The following is a 25,692-nucleotide window of genomic DNA, read 5'->3' as shown; positions in this document are numbered from 1 at the left end:
GTTTGTTCATCCTATACGCTGTGATGTACGATTTCCGTTTTTTGGGCAAGATCCTTGGTTCTGGTTAAGTAAGACATAAATAACCCTCAAAATAGCCTGCGCCTTGGAAAAAACCGATCCACACAGAAGCCCGGAGCAGGCCGATCTCAACCGGAGACAACCCATACATCCTCCCAGAATGTCTGTTAATAGCAACCGTTCATTTGTTCGCAATATCCCGTATTTTTAGGAAAGGAAGGGATTACAGCCGTATTATTTTGGCAGTAAAATAGATCACAAAATACGTCCATTTTATCCCCCAAATCCCCCAAAACAAGGGTTCAAAGAGGGTATAAAACGGGGGAAACAGGACCACCTGTTTCCGTCATTTATCCGGGCGGGTTGCACATGTACGCATTCTTTTGCTTCGCAGCATTTCTCCAGAGCCGAATTTTTACGTACATATGGTCTATGGGACAAACACAGAAATCAGTTCAGTGTTTGTCCTGGAAAACATAAATAGGACTATTTTCAAGTATAGTTAGGGACAGTTGAGGGCATTCCATTTCTCACTGTTCGAAAGGGAAATTCATTTGCAGGGGGGAACCAGTTCACTTTTCACCTGCTGTTATTTTCTTTTCGGCCTGTTTAGGCCCCATATTGAAAGGGGCTTCATTGCAAAATCCCTGCATGAAAGTATATTATGGAAGATTCTGTGTAGTCTTTGAAGACAGAAATCCAGATTGAAACGACCCTTTTGGAAAAAAGGTAAAACAACTAAAAAGGGAAAGAAGATATGAAAAATCCGTGTAAAGAAAACAGGTATTTTGCTTATCATGATGCTTATTCCGGGATCAGGTTATACTCATGATCTTAGCTTAAATGCTACCAAAGCGGGTTATTTACCAGGTAAAACATTTATGGAATATGAAAAAACGGATGAAATTCTAAGAGCGGCATCGGTACCGGTAATAGCGATTGCTTTTTTACCACTGTGGCTGGTTATTTCTTCAGTAAAAATCTGGATTGAACCCGATCCAAGGCTTTTAATTGGAGCAGTGTATGCCTCGGTTGTGACGCTGTCATTCATTTATTTTGGTCTGAAATTGCGTAAAATCAAAGGGTAGTACTGTGTTTCTCATACTGAAACCATAACCGGGAAAAACCGGTTTATACCAAAATCTGAATATTATTTTTGTTGTCCGGTTCATGATGATTCATTCCGGATGCCTTTTCCAAAAATACGATTCTTTTCTTAGAATTTTTACCTCTCATCCTCTTTTTGAATGGTATTTTGTGCCGGAAAGAATTGCTATTCTAAAATGAATCGATTTGTGGGACTTCATTCTACAAACGTATGGGCCGGGGATATATGGTTGGATTTTTATGAGGTCTATCTTTGTTTTTGGGAAATTGTGATTTTTTCCGATACATGTTTGGAAAGGCTGAAAATCATCCCATCTTTCTGTCAGTTCCGGCAAATAATCTCAGCAAAAAATTTGTTAATTACCTCAGGATTTCTATATTCATTCTAAAATGATTTGTAAAAAGCGTCGTCAACTATCTCCCGACAGCGGCGCATACAGAAATCACTCTCTTGTTTTCACTGTTTGAATGGATATATGCAACTGTTTTTAAAAATTACCCGCGAAATGTTGATTTTCATATTTTCAGCAAGATTTGATAACCATCTCCGCCTTTTTGGACAGATATAGTTTATGGGACAAAAACCGAACGGTTTGAAATCAGTTCGGCATTTGTCCTAGAAAGCATAAATATGACATTTTTTTATGTTTATCTAAGGACAGTGGAGGAGTTGCTCTTACCCACTGTACGGGAAGAAAAATGTACCTGTTTTCATCAAAGGTGCAGGATTGTATCCTTTCCGGGATTCAAAGCCCCGTTTGAAGGGGTTTCCCTGTAGCATACCTGCGCATGAAGGAATCTTCAGGAAGATTCCATGCACCATGCGTATACACCAATCCGGATCTTATCAGCCCCTTCAAAAACCAAACAAAAAACCGAACACAAAGGTGAAGAAAATGAAAACTTTCAATTTAAAGAAAACAGGCATTCTGCTTGTCATGATGCTTGTTGCAAGTGCAATACTTGTCGGGCCGGTTAGTGCGGGTTGGCATTATTACACAGACGACGACTATCGGGTAGGAGCTTACGGACAGGCTTCAAGCTATCAATATGGCTATTTATACAAAGGCTCCGGTGAGAGTTACACCGGTCCTGAGCAGATCAATATCAATCTCGAGGTTCTTGGAACAGATGCTGCCCCGGGTACTGTAACATATTCGACAGGTAGCGTCACCACATCGTTGACAACTCCGCTCTTAGGGTACTACAGCACCAACCAGGATGTTAACCTTTATGAATCCCCTTATAATCCAATGACACGGAATTACTGTAATGTGGGTTCTGCGGGTAGCACAGTATATGCGTCTCCGTAGGCAAGGGAGTTCAAATCAACCAAAATCACCATTTTTTGTTATAAAAACGGAGGGGAAAATGAATAATAAAAAACCGGTTATACTAATTGCCCTGGTAGTCATTACCATCTCTGTCGCAATGACGTTGGGATGCACCGAAAATTCAGGAGCAGGCACAGTCACAACCTTGACTGCCGATGCACCAAAAGATGCAAATGTCCCGGCAAATCAACAGAATGAAACTGAAGTGAATCCGGCAGCAGAGAATGCTGCTAAATCCGCATATGTAATACTTCCCGAACCTGTAAAACTTCCAGGTTCTATTACGGAAGATACAGCTGTAATGCCCGAATATGACTCTGAAACAGAAGAAAACCTTCTCAACGACGCAAAAACTGAAATTTTGCGAGTATTCCCAAAATTAAGCACTTCTTCACTGAATAATTATCATTGGGGAGCAAATCTGGCCGGCACATTCTTCGTACCTGTAATCGTCTTTGAAGGTGTGATTGTGGATACGGACGAGCCGGATAATGTTTGTAAGAGAGTTTATTATGACCCGAAAAAAGGGCGGATTGTCCATTGGGATTATTCCACGGATGCACCAATCCGTGATACCAGCAGTGGTGAAATAATCCGCCACGAGGATGTCGATATAGAGAGGGACATAATTCCCATCTTTAAGAAAATGATCGGCGCTGAAGAGTACGAGAAGAATAAAAACAACTACTTCATCTACTTGGCAGATAATGGCAATATGCCCCTGACAACAGTTGCACATATACGCGAAACCCGTAATGGCGTTAAATCATATATGGGTAATACACAGATCTATTTTAGCAGGGCAACTGGGGAGGTAGTGGTATATGGAGACAGGTTTAACGATGAAGAATTCTTTAAAAAATCTGTAACATTGTCCCCCGTTCCTGAAATCTCTTTTGAAGAAGCGAAAGCAATTCTTGAAGCAAAACTGGATGAACTGTATCCTGACGATCCGCAGAATATTGAATACAGTTCGGAAGGGGAATGCACAAACTGTCTGTTCTGGATGGACAGGACACAATTCCTGAATCTTAAGGGAGACTACAATACTTCGCCGAATTATATTATGAGTCCCATACCCTTGGCATGGGGAATCTTATTCAAAACAGAAGAATCCCGCAGTTATGGAGATCGTGATATATGGGCCGCCATCGATGCCAACAGCGGCGAGATCCTTTCCCTGTATAATAGCAAAATCAAGATTTTTGGAAAAAATTATGATTGACACTCAAAATCAAAGAAAAGGGCAAAATACATGGCAGAATCTGCAAATTTCACGAAAAAACATGGTGGCGAATCGGGCGGAAATGAGTTCAAACTCCATGTTGGAAAAGGGGAAATCTTTGGCTCATCTGGCAGATTTTCCCCTCTTTACAAGATAAACGGAGTTCATGAAAAATGACGATGAGAAAATTGGTCATATCAGTAATTCTGGTGGGAATCACCTTGTCGGCTGTACTCTTCTCAGGATGCACCGAGAATTCAGGAGCAGGCACAGTCACAACCAAAGCTGCCGATGCACCAAAAGATGCGAATATCGAGGCAATTCAGCAAGAAGGAACTGCCGGGAATCCGGCAGCAGAGAGTGCTGCTAAATCCGCAGATGTAAAACTTCCTGAACCTGTAAAACTGCCAGGAGTGGTATCTGCCAAAGAAAAAAATAAAGCAATACCTGAATACGACTCTGAAAAAGAAAAAAACCTTCTCAACGACGCAAAAACTGAAATTTTGCGAGTATTCCCCAAATTAAGCACTTCTTCACTGAATAATTATCACTGGGAGGCAAAACGGGCCGGCACATTCTTTGTACCTATAATCGTCTTTGAAGGTGTGATTGTGGATACGGACGAGCCGGATAATGTTTGTAAATTAGTTGCTTATAATGCTGAAAAAAGACGAATTGTCTGGTGGTATTATACCCCTGATTCACCAATCCGTGATAAAAGTAGTGGTGAAATAATCCGCCACGAGGATGTCGATATAGAGAGGGACATAATTCCCATCTTAAAGAGAATGATCGGTGATGAAGAGTATGAGAAGAATAAAAACAACTACTTCATCTACTTGGTAGACAGTGGCAATATGCCCCTGACAACAGTTGCACATATACGCGAAACCCGTAATGGCGTTAAATCATATATGGGTAAGACACAGATCTATTTCAACAGGGCAACTGGCGAGATACTCGCATATGGCGATGAATTTAACGATGAAGAATTCTTTAAAAAATCTGTAACATTATCTCCTGTTCCTGAAATATCTCTGGAAGAAGCAAGAGCAATTCTTGAAGCAAAACTGGATGAACTGTATCCTGACGATCCACAGAAAATTGAGTACAATCCGGAAAAGGAATTTACAAACTGTCTGTTTTGGCTTGATTCGAGTCCGTATATGGACATAGAAGACGGCTATCTTTTAAGCCCTGTTCCTCTGGCATGGGGAATCTCATTCAAAACAGAAGAATCCCGTAGTTGGGGAGATCGTAATGTATGGGCCGCCATCGATGCCAACAGCGGAGAGATCCTTTCCCTGCATAATAGCAAGATCAAGATTTTTGGAAAAAATTATGACTGACACTCAAAATCAAAGAAAAGGGCAGGATACATGATAAAAACACAAAACCTCACAAAGGAGTATAACGGAAAGCCAGCGGTAAACAATCTCAACCTTCAGATAGGAAAAGGGGAAGTATTTGGATTTCTTGGCCCAAACGGCGCAGGAAAGAGTACAACAATCCTTATGATCGCCGGAATGATAGAACCGACATCCGGTACCTGTACAATTGATGGTGTAAATGTAGCACTTGATCCACTCAAAGGAAAAGAGATTCTCGGCTACCTCCCTGAAGATGTAGGATTTTATGCCAATTTAACCGGATATGAAAATCTTGATTATCTGGGAAAATTCTATCCCATCAATGATCGGGAGAGGGAAGATAGAATTGAAACTCTGTTAAAGAGTGTCAGACTAAATGGCGTCACACAAAAAGTCGGAGAATACTCAAGAGGAATGAACCAAAGACTTGGTCTCGCACTGGCACTCCTAAATGATCCAAAGGTAGTAATCCTTGACGAACCGACTGCAAACCTTGATCCTGAAGGTGTCTTAAGATACAGGGAAATCGTTAATGAACTAAGAGAAGCCGGGAAAACCATCCTCATCTGCTCTCATATTCTATCCGAAGTGAAAGCCGTATGTACGACACTTGGTATAATCTCACAGGGGAAACTTGTAGCAAAAGGATCCGTCAAAGAGGTTGAAGATGAACTCATCAGACAGAGCAACACTCATCAGAAAATTGTTATCAAATCTATCAACCCTGAGCTTTACACCAAAATTGAATCCATTAAAAACCCTGATATTTTAGAAATCGCAAGAACCAAAGATGGTGTTGAAATCTCGGTTGAAAAAGATATAAGACCCGGACTTGCAGAAGAACTCAAAGGAACCTGTTCAGGCATAACAGAGATGTATCTCGACAGACCCGGCCTTGAAGACTTATTTTTAAACGTCTACAGGAGGGAGGGATAAATTGAATCTCTCAAGACTGTCTACTATCTCAAAAAAAGAGTTTTCTGATCATATCGGAAGTAAAAGGCTCATATTTATCCTGGCACTATTTTGTCTGTTTCTAAGCGTAAAAGCGGCAAACGGGGTCGTTAAATACAATGAATTACTTGAAGCCTACGGGGCCGGATATTCGCATATAATTTTCCTCCCGTCACCTGTTGAGGTCTTTTCAGGAATTGTAACCGGAATTGGTACAGAAGGTCTTGGCATAATCATTGGTCTGGCACTTGGTTTTGATCTGATTTCAGGTGAAAGAGAACGAAGAACATTAAAGACAATACTCTCCCAGCCCGTTTACCGTGATGAACTGATAAACGGAAAAGCAATCGGTGGAGTAGCAACCCTTACGGTAATTTCAGTTACGGGTTTTATCTTTGTCATTGCAGTCATGCTTATTCTTGGAATTGTGCCTAATCTGGATGAATTGCTTGGAATTGGGATAATCTGGATTATCACCCTTCTGTTCATGATTACATCATTCTCACTTGCGTTAATGACATCGGTAATTACAAAAACCAGTAGTGCTTCTCTGATTCTTTCCCTTGCTATAATTTTCCTGATATTGTTTGTTCTCCCTTTTGGTCTTGCAGCTCTGACAAACCATATACTGCTGGGCCAGCCGCCGGTACCATCATCACAATCGTTTAATTCCGGTTCAGAGATGTACGAATTTCAGGAAAAAAACAATGAGTACCAGAATAAAAAAAGGGCCATAAACGATTTTTTCCATTCAATTTCAATAAAACAGATATATGATGATATTACGCTCCCGATAATTGCACCTTCTACATATCAGGCAAGAAAGGATTTTGGTAAATCAACAGATCCAGATAGTCCTGAAGAACGTGAAAAGCCAGGATTCTGGTCTCTTATTGATGATCAGTTGGGAAAAGTTGTTGTGTTTATTTTGTGGCCTGTTATCTTCTTTGGAATTGCATATGTGAGATTTATGAAGGCTGATCTGAGGTGACAAAGAAATGAATCTTACAAGAATTAAACTAATTGCTATAAAAGAGACACATGATCACGTCACAAGCCTTCGTTTTCTTGGACTCCTATTCCTACTCATTGCACTATGCACAATTCAGGTGTTTTCTGAGATCGGGAATTATTTTTCTCTTGTTGATTATTATGCTAATGCCCCGTTTGCCCCCGCTGATCTCGTTTATGCTCTCTCTAATATACCGTACTCACTGAGTATCTTTGAAGGAATCAGGGGATCTATTGAGATAGGAATATATGGGCCAATAATTGCAATCGCATTTGGTTTTGATCTCGTGACAAAAGAGAGAGAGGCCGGAACGTTAAAAACTATGCTCTCTGTTCCTGTTTACAGGGATGAAGTTATAAACGGAAAAGTGCTTGGCGGCATAATTGTGATCATACTTGCAACAACAATTCTTTTTGCACTTGAATTTGCCATTCTGCTCTTAAATTCAATTGTTCCGGACACAAGTGAGTTAAGCTATTTTTTTGCATTCTGGGCGATTACCAATCTGTATTTATCCGGAATTTTTATTATGTCTGTAATGATTTCAACCATTGCAAAATCAAGTGGAATGTCACTTATCATTTCATTACTTACTCTTCTTGTTTTAACAACAATGGTTTTTACAATAGGGAGTTTTGCAGCAAACTACGTCATTTCTGACCCTGTAAAAGAGTATAAAGGTCTTGATGATAATGATCCTGTCTTATATGAAATGTCTTTAGCATATAATGAGAAGAAGGAGAATATCATTCAGATTGCTTCATACCTGTCATATAGAAGAAATTATCACAAGATCTCCGATGTCCTGTTACGGTCTCAGAGCATCTCACCAGATGAAGATCCGGGAAATTTTGACAGAACATTGCCTCCGGTAAGGGAGGCACTTGCACCTATGTGGGGATATATTCTCTTCCTGATTGCGTACCCGGCAGTCTTTTTCGGCATTGCCTATGTCAGGTTTATGCGGATGGATTTGCGGTGAACTGTAAAAAGCGTCTTTAACAATGTCGCGACACCGGCGCATACAGAAATCACTCTCCAATTCGCCCTTTTTAGAAAGATATAGTTTATGGGACAAACACCGAACGGTTTGAAATCAGTTCGGCGTTTGTCCTAGAAAGCATAAATATGACGTTTTCCAATTCTTTATCGGAGAAACAGTGGAGAACATTCACCTCTCACTTTTCCGGAAAGGACAATTCATTTGCAAAGGGAAGGGTTAGTTCACCATTCACCTGCAGTTTTTATTATCCTTTCCCGCCTGTTCGGCTCCGTAATGAAGGGGTTTAATACACACCATTTCGTCATGAAATCACACAAAAATCATGTGCAACCTGTATATACCAATCCTGATAAAACCCCTTCAAAACGACTGAACAAACAACGGTGAAGAACACATGAAGAAATCCGGTTATCGACCGGTTGAAAATGGATGTAATTTTTTCATTCAAAAATGTGAGGAACACTATGTCAGGGAAAAAAAGAATTCTAACGGGAACTGTTTTGTCATGTATCATATGTGTCATCCTGATTTCTGGTTGCACCATGCTTAATGCTGGGAATATTGAAAACGCTCCTGCTGCAACAGCAACCACAGCAGCTGAAACTCCCGCCCCGGCAACGCCGCAATCAGCCCAATCAGATAATACCGACCCGGTGCTCTCATGGTCGGATATCTATCCTGAATACGATGAACAGACCAAACAGAGACTGATTGAAGAAGCAAAGGATGAAATCGTACGAATATATCCCGATGTAGATCGGTCAACACTTGACGGATACTGGGTGGATCATGATTCCGGGTATGGGACAAAAGTAGTTCCAACAGCGTATGGTCCCCCTAGGATCATATTTGAAAATGTGGATGATACATCTGAAAAATATATGGAGTTACAGAAATTACGGTCAAGAGGAATTGAAGCGAATGTACGCCCTAATATCGTAATGATTAGAGTCGATCCGGAATCCGGAAATATTGTATTTTATGGCGGTGAATCGATGAGCTGGCCTTTAAAGGAGGAGATACGAACCGTTTCATTTGAAGATAGCGAAGATAAATGTCTGGAATTTTTACGGAAGGTAAAAGGAAATGATTTCGTTGATGGGAAGATTAATGATTTTTCTTTTTGTAACATAGACACCGATGCAAATTCGGAAAATGGCCTTGCTTTCATAATTCCATTTAACACCTGTAATGGTGTTCAATACATGTATGACCAACTGTATATGCAATATGATTTGATTCTTGACAGGGTAATTAGATATTGGGACAAGTTAAAAGACCCTGAACTGATGACAAAACTCACCACCCTCTCACCTGAACCAACGATTTCAAAAAGAAAAGCGAAACAGATTCTGGAAGAAAAACTGAGCGAAAGCTACCCTGGTGAAGATCTACAGATACAGTATCATGTCTGGAACGACTTCGAGAATAATGTTCTTTGGTATGATAAGGAGGAATTGGTTTACTCTCAGCAGCCAGAGCCGATCAGACTCATCTGGTACATATCGTTCAATGACGAAAAGATGCGCAATGAAGATTCCCGATTAACAACTACCGCAATTATTGATGCCCATACGGGGGAAATTATTTCCCTTAGATACCGGGACATCGCAATAATTTGAAGGAACCATATAACCCCAATAAACCTTTTTTGGGCAATTCTGAATAAATATGTGAACATATTCATACTTTTTCCCATGGTGTGTATGCCATTTTATTCCAATTGTACTGAGCCTAAACATCCTGGAGTAATTATTTTTTGCGCTTATTATTCGCCGGAAGAACCGATCTGATTGACTCCAAAATCCAAATCAGTTCGGTGTTTGTCCCATAAACGCCATATTAATGGAGGAGCAATAAAAAAATACGGGATTTTTGCAGAGAACATTTGCAGAATCAATACGCGGGGAACAAATGATAATCACAGAAAACCTCACCAAAAAATACAACGGAAAAAAAGCTGTTGACAATCTCAATTTAGAAGTCGGGGACGGGGAAGTATTCGGCTTTTTAGGCCCAAACGGGGCAGGTAAAAGTACAACCATTCTCATGCTCACCGGGATGATTGAGCCTACATCGGGGAGCTGCACCATCAATGGGGTAAACGTTGCATTAAACCCTCTTAAAGGAAAAGAAATTCTTGGTTATCTGCCTGAAGATGTCGGATTTTACAAAAATCTCACCGGGCGTGAAAACCTCGACTACCTCGGAAAATTCTATCCCATGAGCAGCAGTGACAGGGAAGAGAGAATTGAAACACTCCTTAAAAGTGTCAGGCTCCAGGATGTCCCGCAGAAAGTCGGCGAATATTCAAGGGGAATGAACCAGAGACTCGGCCTTGCTCTTGCTCTTCTAAACGACCCTGAAGTGGTCATTCTTGACGAACCCACCGCAAATCTTGATCCCGAAGGTGTCCTCAGATACAGGGAAATCGTAAACCAGCTGGCAAAAGAAGAAAAAACCGTCCTCATCTGTTCTCATATTCTCTCAGAAGTAAAGGCGGTCTGCACAACACTTGGAATAATCTCACAGGGCAGACTTGTTGCACGGGGGTCTGTTGAAGAAGTAGAGAACGAACTGATTTTACAGAGCAACACCTCACAAAAAATAGTCATCAGATCGATAAACCCGGATGTTTATGATTTTATTGAATCCATATCAAACCCCGATATTCTGGAAGTAAACAGGCTCAAAAACGGTGTTGAGGTTCAGGTTAAAAGAGACATAAGAGACGAACTTGCAGAAATACTCAAAGGAAACTGCTCCGGCATAACAGAGATGTACCTTGAGAGGCCAGGTCTTGAAGATCTGTTCCTGAAGGTCTACAGGAGGGAATAGAGATTGAACATGAACCGCCTGATATCAATCTCTAAAAAGGAGTTTTCGGATCATATAACCAGCAGACGATTTCTCCTGATTCTTTTCATTATCTGTCTGGTCCTTGGGGTTGCAGCCGCTAACGGTGTGACGAACTACAACGACGCACTTGAAAAGTATAAAAACGAAAATGTGGGATATTTATTTTTTCCCTCTATCCTTCTGGCATTTAATCAGATTACCAACTCGATTGGTCATGACGGACTGGGTGCGGTGATAGGGATTGCAATCGGATTTGATCTCGTGTCAGGAGAAAAAGAAGGGAAATCCTTAAAGACAATACTCTCACAACCCGTATATCGCGATGAACTAATAAACGGCAAGGCAATCGGTGGAATAATCAGTCTTTCCATAATAACTCTCGCAGGATTTCTGACCGTACTTGCAATCTTTTTAATTATCGGGATTGTTCCTTCAGTTGACGAGTTTTTCCTGATAGGTGTCATCTGGCTGATTACCCTGTTATTTATGATCTCAGCGTTCTCTCTGGCCCTGATGTCTTCCGTTCTTGCAAAAACAAGCAGCGGCGCCCTGATTATGTCTCTCATTATTCTTTTCACACTGATGTACATCATACCTGTTGGGGGAGGGGAATTTGGCATATCCGTCCTGCTCGGGCCGGAACCGTTGGATGAAGAGTATGATTTCGGGTCGCAATCTCAGGTTGAATCATTTGAGAATATTCAGTATGAATACAATCAGAAAAGAACAGTATTATATGATTTTTTCAGTCTGTTTTCAATACAACGGGTATATAACGATATAACCAGCCCGATAACGATGCCTTCCAAGTATGTAATAAGCCGGATCGGTTTCTCAGAATTTTCCATCAATCCTGACATTGCAGAAGGAATTGAAAAACCGTCGTTATGGGAAATTCTGGGCGATAAATGGATGAAAATTATCGTCTTCATCATGTGGCCGGTTCTTTTCTTTGGAATTGCATATGTGCGGTTTATGCGGATGGATTTGAGATGATTTTGGGGGGTGTGACATGAATGTTAAACGGATTATTCTCATTGGATATAAGGAATTTCAGGACCATCTGACAAGCCGGCGTTTTTTAGCCCTTCTGTTTCTGATGTTGACAATAACAGGAGTATATGTCTTTAAAGATATCGGGTCTTATTTTGAGGCCCTGGAAAGATACAATGACCCTCTTGCATATTCAATATTCGGACTCCCTAAGGCGATGAACATTTTTGAGGGGATAAAATCCGGAATTGCAGGTGGTTCTGTATTCGGATCAATAATTGCGATTGCACTGGGGTTTGACCTGATAACAAAAGAGAGGGAAACCGGTTCAATCAAAGCGTTGCTGTCCGTTCCGCTTTACCGCGACGAGGTTATAAACGGCAAGGCACTGGGAGGAATAATTGCAATTGTGTTTGCCGTAACGGTTGTTTTCGTACTGACACTTGGCATTATGTTGGTATACAGCATCGTTCCGGGACTGGATGAACTGGGTTTCATATGTGTATTCTGGCTTGTAACAATTCTTTATCTCTCAGGAATCTTTGTGATGTCTGTTATGGTTTCGTCCTTTGTGAAGACAAGCGGGATGTCGTTTATCTACTCACTGCTGCTGTTTCTGCTTTTGACAAGTGTCATCTATTCAACAGGCAATTTTGCTGTTGATGTTGTAATGGGGCCAAAACCATCAATGAATACTGAGAATATGGATATGTCAGAGATCGATGAATATTATGAACAATCCAGTGCCTACTATCAAAGACAGATGGAACTTACCAATCTGGTGTTTTATGTTTCTATTGACAACAATTATCGAAAAGTTGCCATAGCCCTCACCAAACCTGAATATTACCTTAAAAGCCAGTCAGATGATATGAGCACTGACTATCCTGAGCCGGAACTATTCGATATGCTGGGCAGGTTATGGGGGTATATTCTCTTCCTGATTGCATACCCGGTGATCTTTTTCGGCATTGCCTATGTCAGGTTTATGCGGATGGATTTGCGGTGAAAAACAAATGGATTCGATAATAAGGAATATAATTCTGGCATTGTTGAATCCTATTTTTTTGAATGTTGATTTTCAACGGGAATACCATATTTAATCGCTGCTCCTCATGTGAGGGGCCAAACAAAACACAAGGAGCAGAGATTCTGCAAACAAATAGCTATGTCAATAATATCAGTGGTATCGTCCCGGTACTTCGATCACCCTATTTACCAATTTATTCCTGCAAATTCGGTCATACACGTTATAAAATGGAAAGGGAAAAATCCATTCTGAAAAATACAGAGCAGAGATGCATTCGAACTTTGATGATGAGCATTTTCGTAAAAAAATATCATCGAAACAACATTTTCAGTCCTTGAAAGAAGATTTTGAAAAGATTTGAAGGCATGAAATATCGGTGTCAGATTAAAGGAATCAAGATCAAAATTATCCTCCATAATCTTACGAAAGCGGTTCAATCTTTTTAATATAAAATTGGATGAATTTAACCGGGCCAAAATACCTGATGTCTGCTGCAATGAAACTCTGTCACACGGGCAGGGTGGGAAAAATGGTTTCCACAGCCCATGACTGCTCAACTGTTCTTCAGCAGATTCCCCAGATACGGAATGAAGTCGTTCTTGCGTGACATCACCCCTTTCATCGTCACCGGGCTGTCTGTCAGTTCCATCGTCTCAAGAAGTGCAGATGGTGCGGAGGCAAAGACCACACTTCCATCCTCAAAGACACTCGTGAAGAGTGCAAGGAAGATGTCGAGGTTCTGCGCTGAACGTATGGATTCCGCATCGGTTTTAATCTCTTCTGCATGCATCTGCGCAAACTCATAGGTGGGCACCATCACCTGCGAGATGGCAATGGATTTCCCGAAGAGTTCGTATCCCTTCATATCAGCCGTCAGGAGATCCCGGATAGGAGCATCGCCAAAGTCCATCGCTTTGCGTATTAACTCAGTCCCGTATTCCTCGGGATCGGTGTCGGTGACCTCTGCCAGGTAGCGGACAGCGGCACGGTCCTGATCGGTTGTCGTTGAAAGACGCAGGACGAGCGTGTCTGAGAGAATGCCGGAGAGGAGAAGGCCTGCCGTTTGGATATCGGGGTCAGTGCCTGAATCCATATATTTCCCGGCAATGATCGTGCAGGTTGACCCGACCGGGTCATTGAAGAAGCGTATCGGCCGGAGGGTGGTGATGGCGCCGATCCGGTGATGGTCGATGATCTCAAGAATCTCTGCGGTCTCAATCCCGTCCACCGCCTGTGCATACTCGTTGTGGTCGAGGAGAATCACCTGTTTTGCCACGTCCTGCAGGAAGGTGTTTCGCGAGAGCATGCCGAGATACTGGTTGTCCTCGCCCACGATGATGGCTGTACGGTACCGGGAATCAGAGACGAGGTGTTTTGCATATTCAATCGTGGTGTCTCCGGTTATGACCGGGCAGTCGGTGGCCATGATGTTTCGTGCGGGAAGGGAGAGATTGATCATCTTCCCCACACCGAAGGCATCAAGGCATGTTGAGATGACCGCAACACCCTTCTCTCTTGCATCCCGGATGGCCCGTTCCCCGACCGGTGCACTATCAGCAACGATGATCGCGGCAATGCCCGCTGCAATCAGGGCAAGCTGGACGGGTTCGTTGTCACCGACGATTGCGATATCATTTTCCGTGAGCCGCGAGAGGGTGACATGCAGGGCATCAATTGCTATGTAGACCTTTCCCTCGATGAGATCATCAGATGGGACGATGATCGTGCCTTTAACAATTCTCGAGAGATTCTCAAGGGTTATCGGGGCAAACGAGAGCTGTTCAATCTTCTGGCGGGTAACGTAGGTGCGGGCCAGCACATACTCACTGAGAATGCCCTGGAACCTTCCGTTTTCATCGGTGAGGGGATAGTTACGCACATCATGGGTGGTCATCAGGTCTGCGATATCGATTGTCGGGAGATCCGCCGGAGCACTCATCGTATAGGTGAAGGGCATATCTGAAACGCTCGGGACGACACTCTCAATATACTCGGGGGATTTGTAACCGAATGTCTTCAGTGCAAAGACCGTCTCCGGGTTCACCGGCCCGCAGCGTGCAGCAATGTACTTGCCGGGTTCTTTTCGGTTCAGGAACTGTGCATATGCAAGTGCGCTGCAGATACTGTCTGTATCCGGTTTTTTGTGCCCGATGATATATACCTGATTCATGCCGGTATCTCCCTGATGAAGTTCACTGCATGTAATTTACCCCGCAGAAAGATATGTATTATGCAGGGTTCTGCAGAAAGAAATGGGAAAATCCTTTATGTCCGCTCCGGTTTAAATACAACTCTTTTATTACTATGAATGCTTAAACCCGAAGTATAACCTATTGAGGTGTGAGATGGACATCATCAAGATTCCGCAGATGGAAAAAGAGGAATATGACGAACTAATCCGCGATGGATGCGTTTCAAGAATCGCCTTTCAGGGAGAGAAGTATCCCTACATTGCACCGTTTATGTATGTCTTTGACGGGTCGTTTCTATATTTCCTGTCGACGAAGTACGGGAGAAAAAACGATCTATTCAAAAAGAGCCCGTATGTCTCCGTTGAGGTGGAACGTTACTCTCCGGATATGTCCTGTTACACCTTTGTGACCATGCAGGGGCGTCTGGTGCAGGAAGAGGATGCCATCAATAAGAAAAAAGTGCGGAAGATGTTTTTGAATCTGATTCGTGAGCATAAACTCTCCCATAACATCCTTGCGGCACTGGGCCATGATCCTTCTGAACCTATTGAGTCCCTTCTCGAAGAAGAGCGCTCAAACATCTGGAAACTGACTGGTGTGACCGATATTGTGGCGTTGAAGAACCTTTAGTACTCATATGTTCTATATATACATTTCTTTTTAAAAATCTTTATAGCATAAATTGGTTATACCAGATTCTGGTTAACATGGATGTAAAAAAAATTGCATTGGTTTTACTCCTCCTATTGAGTGTAATCTTCATTGCCGGTTGCACCGGGACGGATTCTGATGTCGGGACCCCAACGGCTACTGCTACTGCAGCACCGGAAGGGACAAACACCGCAGCAAACCCTGAACTGTTAAGGATTGCGACAACAACAAGTCTTGACAACACCGGCCTCCTGGAAGCACTTCAGGAGCGGTTTGAAAAGGACCACGATGTAACCCTGCAGATCATCGCAGCAGGGACAGGCAAGGCACTTGAATACGGACAGCGCGGAGACGTTGACGTCCTGATGGTCCATGACCGTTCCCGTGAAGACACCTTCATCGACGATGGATACGGGATCAACCGCCGTGGTATTGCCTATAACTACTTCATGATCGTCGGGCCCGAGTCTGACCCCGCAGGTATTGCCGGAATGACACCGGAAGATGCACTGACCGCGATTTATACAACGGCAGAGACGAATCCCGATGTGGTCTTCATTTCACGGGGGGACAGTTCCGGTACGCATGCCAAGGAGCAGGCGATCTGGACGAGTGCCGGATATGACTATGAGACTGAAGTGGAAGGCGCCGGTGACTGGTATGTCGAAGGCGGTCAGGGAATGGGTGCAACCCTGAACCATGCAAATGAGAAATTTGCATACACACTCTCCGACTCGGGAACATACCTCTCCTACAAAACAGAGCTTGATCTGGTGCCGCTCGTGGATGAGGGGGATTCCCTCCTGAATGTCTACAGTGCGATGCAGATCAACCCGGAGATGTTTGATTACGTGAACAGTGAGATGGCACGCGAATGGATCAACTTCCTCATCACCCCGGAAACGCAGGAGTTCATCGGCGGATTTGGCGTGGATGAGTATGGCCAGCCACTCTTCTTTGAGTCACGCGGCAACTTTGAAGTGATGGGTATCACCCAGGCGGAAGCAGAGGTACCCATTTCTGCGTAACCAATTTTTACCGAATTCTTTAATGTTCTTCGCTAATCTATGAAGCATCAGGTGTGTCACGGTGAATGAGATTATTGACGGGTTTATTACAGCAGTCATCCTGATTGTGACACTGGATCCGGAAGTGTACGAGATTGCATTCCGGAGCATATACATCACGCTTACCGCAACCATCATTGCATCGGTCATCTCGATTCCGATTGCGATGTACCTCGCGTTTCATGATTTCCGGGGGAAGATGAGTCTCGTCAATCTCATTCACACCCTGTATGCCCTGCCGACGGTCCTCATCGGCCTTCTTGTGTTTCTCCTGCTCTCCCGGAAAGGTCCGCTCGGGTTTTTCGGACTGCTCTTTACGCCGGGTGCGATGATCATCGGGCAGGTCATTTTGATCATACCGATTCTGGTGGGGCTCACCTACTCCGCGCTCACCTCCCTTGATCCAGTGGTAAAGGACACCATCATCTCGCTTGGGGCGGATTATCTGCAGTTTGTCATGTCAATTCTCCGGGAAGTCCGGTTTGTGATATATGCGGCAATAGCAATGGCATTCGGGCGGGCCATATCGGAAGTCGGAGCGGCGATCATCATCGGTGGAAATATCAAGGGATCCACCCGTGTCCTCACGACTGCCATATCACTGGAGACCTCGATGGGAAATATCGAGTTTTCCATGGCGCTGGGTATTATTCTCCTGTTCATTGCGCTGATTGTGAACTTTGTCATGACCGCAATCCGGAGGGGGGGCTGAGATGATCCAGGTAGAGAACCTGACGAAATCATTCGGGAATAATCCGGTGCTCAAAGGAGTGGACCTGTCTGTTGCGGACGGGGAGATCTTTGTGATCATCGGCCCGTCCGGACAGGGGAAGTCCACTCTCCTGCGGATAATTGACACGCTTGAAGTGCCGACATCCGGGGATGTACGAATCAAAAATGAGTCCCTCTACACCCACGGCGATGGCAACCATCATAAGATGCGCAGGAAGATCGGCATGGTCTTCCAGAACCCGGCAATCTTCCAGGGAACAGTCTTTGATAATGTTGCATATGGCCTGCGGTACAGGAAAATTTCTTCCTCTGAAATGCATGAACGGGTGTCACAGACACTCCGTGAGGTGGGGTTGGAAGGATACGAGAAGAGGGATGCACACAGCCTTTCCGGTGGGGAAAAACAGCGGATTGCCTTTGCCCGCACGATGGTGACCCGACCTGAGATCATTCTCCTTGATGAGCCGACTTCGAATGTAGACCCCATTACGACAGAAAAAATTGAGGAAATCATCCGGTATACCCGGAAAACCTACAACACCACTATGATCATGAACACCCATGACATGCTGCAGGGACAGCGGATGGGAGATCGCATTGGCGTGATGATGAACGGAAGAATCGTTCAGTCAGGCACCCCGAAGGAGGTCTTTACCCTGCCTGCAAACGGGGATGTCGCTCGGTTTATCGGGTATGACAATGTCTTTGAAGGCAAAATTCAGCGTACAGATGGCAGGACCGCGGTGATACAGTCCGGAAATACGAATATTTATGGGGAAACTCCCCTCCCCGCAGGGACAGCGGTCACCTGGTGCATCCGCACCGAGGATATGCACCTGCATATGAAAGAGCGTCTGAATGGACACACGGATAAAATACGCAACCATCTCCGGGGCAGGGTGAAGGATATCGCTCTTGTCGGCCCGAAGAATCATGTGATGGCTGACTGCGGCATTCCCCTGGAGGTGGTCGTCGGGTGGCGGTTTGCCGACCGGGTGGGTGTGAAGACCGGGGATTGGGTATGGGTCTCGTTTAACCCGGAAGCCGTTCACGTAATGCCCCGCTGACAAAACGGTGACGGGAGTACTTATTGTCCCTCCGGCCGACTCTTTTTTGTATGACAGCAAGCGAGCCCGCAGAGACACTCCGGAACAAGCTTCGCCGGATTGACGGGAAGGGCTACGGGTACTATGGGGACATCAGGGGCCGGTACCGTTTTGACACATTTGTGCTCCACATCGACCATGTGCAAAAAGATCCGTTTGCATCCCCCTCCCGTGTGCGGGTCATTGTTGACGCGGCAGCGGCGGGTTTCCCCCCCGATATGTGGAACACCCCGTCCCGCCGCAGGGGACTCTGTGACTATCTCACCCGTGCGTTCTGTAGTGTGGCGGGAAAACAGAGCGGGCGGTCCGGCAGCGGGAAGAGCGGTCTGATTGAAATGGATCTTCCCGGACAGGAGATTTTTGAGCGGACATCGGTCGGCATCAGCGATGCAGGGGTTGAGGGGCGGTTTGTGGTGGGACTGCCTGCACGGGGCAGGAGGATTGCCGCCCGCGAGGCAGAGAAGATCATCTTTGATCGCCTGGCGGAATGTGTTGCGGCGTCCCTTCTGCTGCGTGCCCATGATGTCACGCGGCTGTATCATCACATCAATGTGGCGGAGGACGCAGACGTGCTCCGTGGTGCACTTCGGGAACGTGGCCTTGTTGCATTTGTCGCGGACGGCGCCATCCTGCCGCGGGAGAGCGGGGCCTCTGACCGGCCGATGAAGGGGGGCGATGTGGTGGCGTTCTCCTCCCCGCCCGACCTGCGGGTGACAATCAATGTTCCGAATGCAGGAGCCCTTACGGGAATGGGCATCCCTCGCGGCGTGACGTTGATCGTGGGCGGCGGGTATCACGGCAAGTCCACGCTTCTTGCCGCAATCACAGCCGGGGTGTATACCCATATCCCCGGCGACGGGCGGGAGTATGTGGTGAGTGATCCGACGGCGGTGAAGATCCGTGCCGAGGACGGACGCAGGGTGGAAGCGGTGGACATCTCCCCGTTCATCTCCGGCATTCCGGGCGGAAAGGACACCCGTTCCTTCTCTTCAGAGGATGCGAGCGGCAGCACATCGCAGGCGGCGAATATCATGGAGGCACTGGAGGGCGGGGCCTCTCTCTTCTGTATTGATGAGGACACGAGTGCAACGAACTTCATGATCCGCGACCGGAGGATGCAGGCCTTAATCGCAAAGGAGCATGAACCGATCACGCCGTATATCGACCGGGTGCGGGACCTCTTCACGGACCATGGGGTCTCCTCGGTGATCGTGATCGGCGGGTCGGGGGACTATCTCGATGTGGCAGACACGGTCATCTGCATGGATGCCTACCACCCGTATCTGGTCACGGACCGGGCCCGTGAGGTCGCAGCGGATAATCCAACTGGACGGGAACGGGAAACAAGTACGCCGTTTCCCCGCTCACCCGGACGGGTGTATGACGGCCGGTCGTTCTCCCCTGCGAAGGGGAAGAAGGCGGTGCGGATTATGGCCCGCGGCAAAGGGACTATTGTCTTCGGGGTGAACGATATCGACTGCACATCGGTTGAACAGATCGCGTCTGAGAGCCAGACCCGTGCCATCGCAGATGCCATCTGGTATGCCGTTCGCTATATGGATGGTTCTGCCACAGCAGCAGAGGTGGCGGAGCGGGTGATGCATGATATTGAGCGGGAAGGGCTTGATGTGCTGTCGAAACGGAAGCGGGGGGATTATGCGGCGTTTCGATCCCTTGAACTCCTGCAGGCCATTAACCGCCTGCGCACCCTGCGGGCCAGACAGATGGGAGAGTAGGATGTGGGAAGAAGAGGGTGCGGCGCTCCTCGTGGTGAAGAAGTCACGGTTTTACGCTCATCTCTACCGTATTTCATCTGTTGAGGATATTGCGGACGTCCGGGAAATGCACCGGAAAAAATACCGCAAGGCGGCTCACCATTGTTATGCCGCCCGGCTGGACCGACCGGACGGTATCATCGAACCGTTCGGGAGTGACGGCGAGGTGGGACGGCCGGGGATGGTACTCCTGCATCTTCTCCAGCGTGAGGACCTTGCAGAGCATATGATCGTCGTCTCACGGATCTTTGGTGGTATCAAACTCGGGCCGGGGAATGTCTCACGGGCGTTCCGTGATGCCGCAGCAGAGGCAGTGTCCACCTCCGGGTGAACGGGCTGTTATTTTTTCTCTTTTTCCAGTTCATCTTCCCGTTTGACGGCGGTCCCCGCAGCCCGGAAGGCATCTTCCGGCTCTGCAAAATTAGGGATGTCTGCGTCACGGAGAATACGTACACCTGCTGCCATGCTCTCTCCGCCTAAGAGGCATCCGACGACCATCTTTTCGGTATGGCGGGAGAACCGTGCCATCTCGGTTGCAAGGTGTACCGGGTCAAGGGTTGCCGTAGGAACCGATATTACAAACGCGATGTCCCATTCATCCTGGTGACGGATGAGCGCGTCAAATGTCAGTGCAAACCGGTGGACGCCGGCATCCCCGACCATGTCTATCGGGTTCTGACGGCTCCAGCCATGTGGCATGAAGGCGTTCATCTCCTCCAGGAGTGTGTCTGAGAGGGGAGCTATCCGGATACCGTGCTGCTCTGCATAATCAGATGCAAGGACACAGAATCCCCCGGCACTGGAGATCACAACGGCACGGTTCCCCTTTGGGTATCCCTCTGATCCGAGGAGCATCGCAAGGCTGAAGGCGTCCGAGAGGTTCTGTGCATTGATGATCCCCGCCTGACGGAAGGCGGCTTCGTAGACCTCATAACTCCCGGCAAGGGAGCCGGTGTGGGAGGCGGCTGCCTTCTGGCCAACTTCTGAGCGGCCCGCCTTGATTGCGATCACCGGCTTTACCGGGGTGACCTTTGCCGCCTCTTCAAAGAAGCGCCTGCCGTCACGGATCTCTTCTATATAGAGGACAATGGTGCGGGTGTAATCATCTGCTGCGGCAAGGCGGATGTAGTCGACGAAGTCGATGTTCGTCTGGTTGCCAACCGAAAAAACCGCAGAAAAGCCGATGCCCTCTGTCAGGCTCCAGTCAACGAGCGTGGTGATGATGGCGCCGCTCTGTGAGATGAACGCGGTATGGCCGACACGGGGTGATTTCGGATCAAAGGTGGCGTTCAGGGAGAGACGGGGTACCTGCATCCCAAGGCAGTTGGGGCCGGTGTAGCGGATGCCATATTCCAGTGCAATTCCTTCAATCTCCTCTTCCAGACGGGCTCCATCTTCTCCGGTTTCCCGGAAACCTGAGGTGATGATGACCGCAAGCGGGATGCCACGTTCCCCCGCATCCCGCATCACCTGGGGGACGATGGTGCTGGGAACGGTGATGATCACGGCGTCCGGCCTCTCAGGGATGTCCGCAAGGGACGGGTAGACCGACTTTCCAAGGATCTCCCCGCCTTTCGGGTTCACCGGGTAGACGGTGCCGGTAAAGGAGAGGAGGTTCCTGAGGACAATGTAACCGATCTTCTCCGGATTCGCCGAGGCGCCGACGAGAGCGATGCGTGACACCCAAAAGAGGTCCTGCGGCAGCGGTGGACGGGACGTTACGGGTGCAGGTGCATACGGGCGGATGAGGATTCGGGCGTCCACCGCACAGAGCCCGTCCGGATAGAGGATGAGGGGGTTGATATCGAGTTCTGCCACCTCCGGGCGGTTGATGAACAGGGTGGAGATTTTGTGTATGGTATCCGCGAGTGCCGATTCGTCGAGCGGTTCAGTGCCGCGGTATCCTGCAATCTGCGGGTAGTGGCGGATGGAACGAACCATTGCCGTTGCCTCCTCAGGGGTAACGGGTGCGACCCGCATCGTGATGTCGTGTTCCAGTTCGACGAGTGTGCCTCCGGTGCCGAAGGTAATGACCGGGCCGAATGCCGGATCGCGTTTCCCGCCGATATAGAGTTCAAGGCCCGGTGGTGCCTGCTCTTCGATGACAAATCCGGTTATTTCTGCATCCGGTGCCCGTTCGTGGATCGTGCTTTGGATGGTTTCAATCGCGGCTCTCAATTCTGCCGGGTTGTGGATTCCAATCTGCACGCCACCCGCGTCTGACTTGTGCGTGATGGAGGGGGAGAGTACCTTTGCTACACAGGGGTAGCCCACCGTTTCTGCTGCGGTTATGGCAACGTCAGCGGAGTGTACAACCGCATGGCGGGGCACGGGGATGCGATAATCGTTCAGGAGTGCATAACTTTCCGGCTCACTCAGCATCCGGGGGGCGTCTGTCATACTATGAGGATAGAGTCACCGTCATGATAGCTGTTGTGGATGGCATCAGAGCAGGGTATCTGTTCCCGGGGGGGAAACTGCACGGGTGAGGATGGGTCTGGTACGGCCGGTTCTCTCCCCTTCCCGTATGAGTGTGAGGATCTCGGTAAGCGGGACGGGACGGTAACCGGTGACATCGGTTGAGATGTTAACCGTTCTGTTTGTAAAACTGATGAAGGGATAGTCACTAAGGCGGGCATTGTGGGTATGGCCATGAATCACCCAGCCCCGATAGGTGGCGGGGACATGTTTCGGGTTGTGGACGACAAGGAAGGAGTGTCCGTCTGCGGTGAGGGTGTGTGATGCAACGGTGTCTCTAAGGCAGGTGTCATGATTTCCTTCAATCCAGGTGATGGTGCCATTCAGCATGGAGCGGTAGGCATCTGTTTGTTCCCCGTCTGCCTTGTAGGTGAAGTCACCCGCGAAGATGACATGGTCTTCCGGGCCGACGGTGTGGTTCCAGTTGGATATGAGGACACGGTCCATCGTGGTGGAATCCTCCGGGAGGAACGGGCGGCAATAGTAGCGGATGGCGTCCCGGTGACCAAGATGGAGGTCTGCGGTGAGGAAGGTCTCCGGTGCGGCGGTGCAAAACGGTCCCGTGCATTCATAGCCGCGGGCCCTGCGGTATGCGGTGTGGGACTCCCGGAGGACCGTCTCTGAGGCCGCTTCTGTCTCGGTGAGAGATCGGCCGAGCGGGAGGTCGTATATATCGTTCTCCGGCAGGATTATCCGGGTTGCGTCGGTCGCGAGAAGGAGCGGACGACAGCGGTGGTGTTTCTGTGTTTTTCCTCTGTGGGTGACCTTTGCGAAGGCTCCTGCGATGTGAGCATCCATTCCGGTAAGAGGGATATTGTGGCGGTGCATCTTCAGGAGGGTGGCAAGGTACCCTCCGGGTGGAGTGATGGGAAGACAGACTGAAGCAGCCGGACCTGATCCGGTGGTGCGACTGGATATGGGGGGGCGTTCTTCCAACGTGGCTCTCAGTTCAAAAGAGAAGCGGCAGCCCCGGCGGATACGGTTCCAGCCGGTGATGGTGACCGGGAGATAGCGGGTTTCATCCCCCGGTGATGTCACGGCATGTGTGATAGTATGCGTGAAAGAATCAGGGAGGGGAATTCCTGTGATGGGAATGGTACCCGTGATATGCATCGTCTCCCCGAATTCCCGGATGGCGTCGTTTAGTTTCCACCCGGCAAAGAGCGGGTTGGCAATTGCATATTCCGGTGTGTTCGTTTGCATGGATCTGGGTGTGTTACAATTCGTAACGAGGGTGTGGCGTTCTGTTACTTATTGTAACATTGGGTGTATTCAGCGTTCTTTGCGCATTTCAGTCATTTTATGGTGGTTTGGTGACGGCATCCCTATCTCCCACCATTCTTTTAATTAATATCTGCCGAACGATTCGAGCTCTTCACGGATGACCATCCGGATCGCCTCGGTGTCAGTCTGATTTCGTTCGGCCCGTTTCAGCCGTGCCTCCATCGCACGGATTCCCTCGGATATCGAGGGGCCGTAGGAGAGGGCGATATCAATAGCGTCCTCCTGGATGCGGACTACTTTAGACATGGTATATACAGTATTGGATGTCTTCCGGATAAAAAAGGGTGGATATCTTCTGGGGGAGAGTCCACCGGTATCTATTCCAATAATGAATGACAAACGACAGGTCATATGCGGTATGTTGTCACCGGGGGGGCCGGCTTTATCGGTTCCCATATTGCAGAGGCACTGGCAGATGAGGGACATTCAGTCGTGATTGTGGACGACTTCTCCACCGGAAATAAAGAGAATCTCCGGTGGGCAGACGGAGTGCCCTCTGTGAGAGTGGTTGAAGGGAGCATCACAGATATCTCTCTTTTGCGGGATGCTTGTGCCGGTGCGGACGGTGTCTTTCATGAGGCGGCGGTGGCCTCGGTGCCCAGATCTGTCGCAGACCCGGTGGGGTCGAACGCGGTCAATGTGGATGGCACCCTGAATGTGCTTGTGGCGGCCCGGGATGCCGGCGTCCGAAAGGTGGTGCTCGCCTCGTCTGCCGCAAATTACGGTGACAACCCGAACCTCCCTCTCAAAGAGACCGAACCTCCCCGGCCGCAATCCCCGTATGCGGCACAGAAGGTGATGAACGAATATTATGCCCGCCTCTTCACAGAGCTCTATGGACTGGAGACAACCTGTCTGCGCTACTTCAATGTCTTCGGCCCGCGGCAGGACCCGTCTTCGCCGTATTCAGGTGTGATATCCATATTCATCGACCGTATCTCTGTCGGGGACCCGATCACCATCTATGGTGACGGGACGCAGACACGGGACTTCATCTATGTGAGTGATGTCGTCCGGGCGAATATGCGTGCGATGAATTCTGAATATTGTGGCGTAGTGAATGTTGCAGGAGGGCGTGAGACCTCACTCAACGAACTCGCAGCAGTGATAATGGAGTGCACGGGGAACTCCTCTGACATCCGGTTCGATGTGCCACGGGAAGGAGACATCCACCGTTCACTTGCAGATACACACCGGCTTGAAGAGACAATCGGCAGAGTTGCGGAATGCAGTATTGCTGATGGTCTTTCACAGACGATTGCATGGTCTCTTGCAGCAAAGAATGAACCGTCTGCCTGAGACAGGGCGGATCTGGTTTTGCGGGACTGAATATATTGGTTTCGCCCTTTTTTCCGGTTTTGTCTGATATCTGTTCCTGTTCTTTGTGTCCGGGTTTCCGGTTTTCGCTGCCCTGCACGATCAGCTGGTTTTCATCGGTTATGTATATAAATCTCCGGTGCATTAACACGACGTGTCGGGAGTGTTTGACATGAGGGGGTTTC

General features: G+C 47.5%; 23 protein-coding genes. 19 read left to right on the top strand and 4 right to left on the bottom strand.

All coding sequences use genetic code 11. The annotated features are described in order from the left end of the window. Positions 1-815: 815 nt before the first annotated feature. The 12 genes from OU421_RS00565 to OU421_RS00510 all read left to right on the top strand — a co-directional run bounded on the left by OU421_RS00565 (position 816) and on the right by OU421_RS00510 (position 12,884). Positions 816-1,106: a hypothetical protein gene (locus OU421_RS00565; RefSeq protein WP_268186628.1), complete on the top strand. Its 291-nt coding sequence runs from the start codon at positions 816-818 to the stop codon at positions 1,104-1,106. A 915-nt stretch (positions 1,107-2,021) separates the two neighbouring features. Then, a complete protein-coding gene (locus tag OU421_RS00560; protein ID WP_268186627.1) occupies positions 2,022-2,438 on the top strand; it encodes a hypothetical protein in 417 nt (138 codons plus the stop codon). A 58-nt stretch (positions 2,439-2,496) separates the two neighbouring features. Then, positions 2,497-3,684, top strand: a complete 1,188-nt coding sequence (locus OU421_RS00555) for a hypothetical protein (protein ID WP_268186626.1) — start codon at positions 2,497-2,499, stop codon at positions 3,682-3,684. A gap of 30 nt (positions 3,685-3,714) precedes the next feature. Next, entirely contained in the window at positions 3,715-3,861 is a 147-nt protein-coding gene (locus OU421_RS00550; RefSeq protein WP_268186625.1) for a hypothetical protein, read from the top strand. Continuing rightward, on the top strand, positions 3,858-5,033 hold the full coding sequence (locus tag OU421_RS00545; protein WP_268186624.1) for a hypothetical protein: 1,176 nt from the start codon (positions 3,858-3,860) through the stop codon (positions 5,031-5,033). The genes OU421_RS00550 and OU421_RS00545 overlap by 4 nt, the downstream gene beginning before the upstream one ends. 30 nt (positions 5,034-5,063) lie before the next feature. Next, entirely contained in the window at positions 5,064-5,990 is a 927-nt protein-coding gene (locus OU421_RS00540) for an ABC transporter ATP-binding protein (RefSeq protein WP_268186623.1), read from the top strand. Between the two features lies 1 nt (position 5,991). Next, a complete protein-coding gene (locus OU421_RS00535; protein WP_268186622.1) occupies positions 5,992-6,999 on the top strand; it encodes an ABC transporter permease in 1,008 nt (335 codons plus the stop codon). Between the two features lie 7 nt (positions 7,000-7,006). Next, on the top strand, positions 7,007-8,002 hold the full coding sequence (locus OU421_RS00530; RefSeq protein ID WP_268186621.1) for an ABC transporter permease subunit: 996 nt from the start codon (positions 7,007-7,009) through the stop codon (positions 8,000-8,002). A gap of 446 nt (positions 8,003-8,448) precedes the next feature. Continuing rightward, positions 8,449-9,645 carry a hypothetical protein gene (locus OU421_RS00525; RefSeq protein WP_268186620.1) on the top strand — a complete coding sequence of 399 codons (1,197 nt, stop codon included), beginning with the start codon at positions 8,449-8,451 and terminating at the stop codon, positions 9,643-9,645. A gap of 292 nt (positions 9,646-9,937) precedes the next feature. Further along, a complete protein-coding gene (locus OU421_RS00520) occupies positions 9,938-10,861 on the top strand; it encodes an ABC transporter ATP-binding protein (protein WP_268186619.1) in 924 nt (307 codons plus the stop codon). A gap of 9 nt (positions 10,862-10,870) precedes the next feature. Continuing rightward, the gene (locus tag OU421_RS00515) at positions 10,871-11,878 is read left to right on the top strand and encodes an ABC transporter permease (RefSeq protein ID WP_268186618.1); all 1,008 of its coding nucleotides are present in this window, start codon (positions 10,871-10,873) and stop codon (positions 11,876-11,878) included. Between the two features lie 16 nt (positions 11,879-11,894). Continuing rightward, a complete protein-coding gene (locus OU421_RS00510) occupies positions 11,895-12,884 on the top strand; it encodes an ABC transporter permease subunit (protein ID WP_268186617.1) in 990 nt (329 codons plus the stop codon). A gap of 574 nt (positions 12,885-13,458) precedes the next feature. Here the strand turns inward: OU421_RS00510 and OU421_RS00500 are convergent. After that, entirely contained in the window at positions 13,459-15,075 is a 1,617-nt protein-coding gene (locus OU421_RS00500; RefSeq protein ID WP_268186616.1) for a putative manganese-dependent inorganic diphosphatase, read from the bottom strand. 175 nt (positions 15,076-15,250) lie between these two features. Between OU421_RS00500 and OU421_RS00495 the strand changes: the two genes are divergently transcribed. The 6 genes from OU421_RS00495 to OU421_RS00470 all read left to right on the top strand — a co-directional run bounded on the left by OU421_RS00495 (position 15,251) and on the right by OU421_RS00470 (position 20,759). Beyond that, positions 15,251-15,727: a pyridoxamine 5'-phosphate oxidase family protein gene (locus OU421_RS00495; RefSeq protein WP_268186615.1), complete on the top strand. Its 477-nt coding sequence runs from the start codon at positions 15,251-15,253 to the stop codon at positions 15,725-15,727. A gap of 77 nt (positions 15,728-15,804) precedes the next feature. Next, a complete protein-coding gene (locus tag OU421_RS00490; protein ID WP_268186614.1) occupies positions 15,805-16,776 on the top strand; it encodes a substrate-binding domain-containing protein in 972 nt (323 codons plus the stop codon). A gap of 61 nt (positions 16,777-16,837) precedes the next feature. Beyond that, positions 16,838-17,527, top strand: coding sequence for an ABC transporter permease (locus tag OU421_RS00485; RefSeq protein WP_268186613.1), 690 nt, complete (start codon positions 16,838-16,840; stop codon positions 17,525-17,527). A gap of 1 nt (position 17,528) precedes the next feature. After that, a complete protein-coding gene (locus tag OU421_RS00480; protein ID WP_268186612.1) occupies positions 17,529-18,614 on the top strand; it encodes an ABC transporter ATP-binding protein in 1,086 nt (361 codons plus the stop codon). Positions 18,615-18,664: 50 nt separating this feature from the next. Further along, positions 18,665-20,389, top strand: coding sequence for an ABC-ATPase domain-containing protein (locus OU421_RS00475; protein ID WP_268186610.1), 1,725 nt, complete (start codon positions 18,665-18,667; stop codon positions 20,387-20,389). 1 nt (position 20,390) lies between these two features. Beyond that, a complete protein-coding gene (locus OU421_RS00470; RefSeq protein WP_268186609.1) occupies positions 20,391-20,759 on the top strand; it encodes a YigZ family protein in 369 nt (122 codons plus the stop codon). Positions 20,760-20,767: 8 nt separating this feature from the next. Here the strand turns inward: OU421_RS00470 and OU421_RS00465 are convergent, their stop codons facing one another. The 3 genes from OU421_RS00465 to OU421_RS00455 form a co-directional block, all read right to left on the bottom strand. Next, positions 20,768-22,828 (bottom strand): acetate--CoA ligase family protein, encoded by a 2,061-nt coding sequence (locus OU421_RS00465; RefSeq protein WP_268186608.1) that lies wholly within the window; start codon positions 22,826-22,828, stop codon positions 20,768-20,770. A 45-nt stretch (positions 22,829-22,873) separates the two neighbouring features. Next, positions 22,874-24,109 carry a metallophosphoesterase family protein gene (locus OU421_RS00460; RefSeq protein ID WP_268186607.1) on the bottom strand — a complete coding sequence of 412 codons (1,236 nt, stop codon included), beginning with the start codon at positions 24,107-24,109 and terminating at the stop codon, positions 22,874-22,876. A gap of 144 nt (positions 24,110-24,253) precedes the next feature. After that, positions 24,254-24,436 carry a hypothetical protein gene (locus OU421_RS00455; RefSeq protein ID WP_268186606.1) on the bottom strand — a complete coding sequence of 61 codons (183 nt, stop codon included), beginning with the start codon at positions 24,434-24,436 and terminating at the stop codon, positions 24,254-24,256. A gap of 105 nt (positions 24,437-24,541) precedes the next feature. Here OU421_RS00455 and OU421_RS00450 point away from each other — a divergent pair, with 105 nt between their 5' ends. Beyond that, a complete protein-coding gene (locus OU421_RS00450) occupies positions 24,542-25,489 on the top strand; it encodes an SDR family oxidoreductase (RefSeq protein ID WP_268186605.1) in 948 nt (315 codons plus the stop codon). The last annotated feature ends 203 nt before the right edge of the window (positions 25,490-25,692 follow it).

The organism is Methanogenium organophilum, from assembly GCF_026684035.1.
Classification (GTDB): domain Archaea; phylum Halobacteriota; class Methanomicrobia; order Methanomicrobiales; family Methanomicrobiaceae; genus Methanogenium; species Methanogenium organophilum.
Note: the sequence above shows the minus strand (reverse complement) of the source record. Positions and strands in the feature narration are given on the sequence as shown.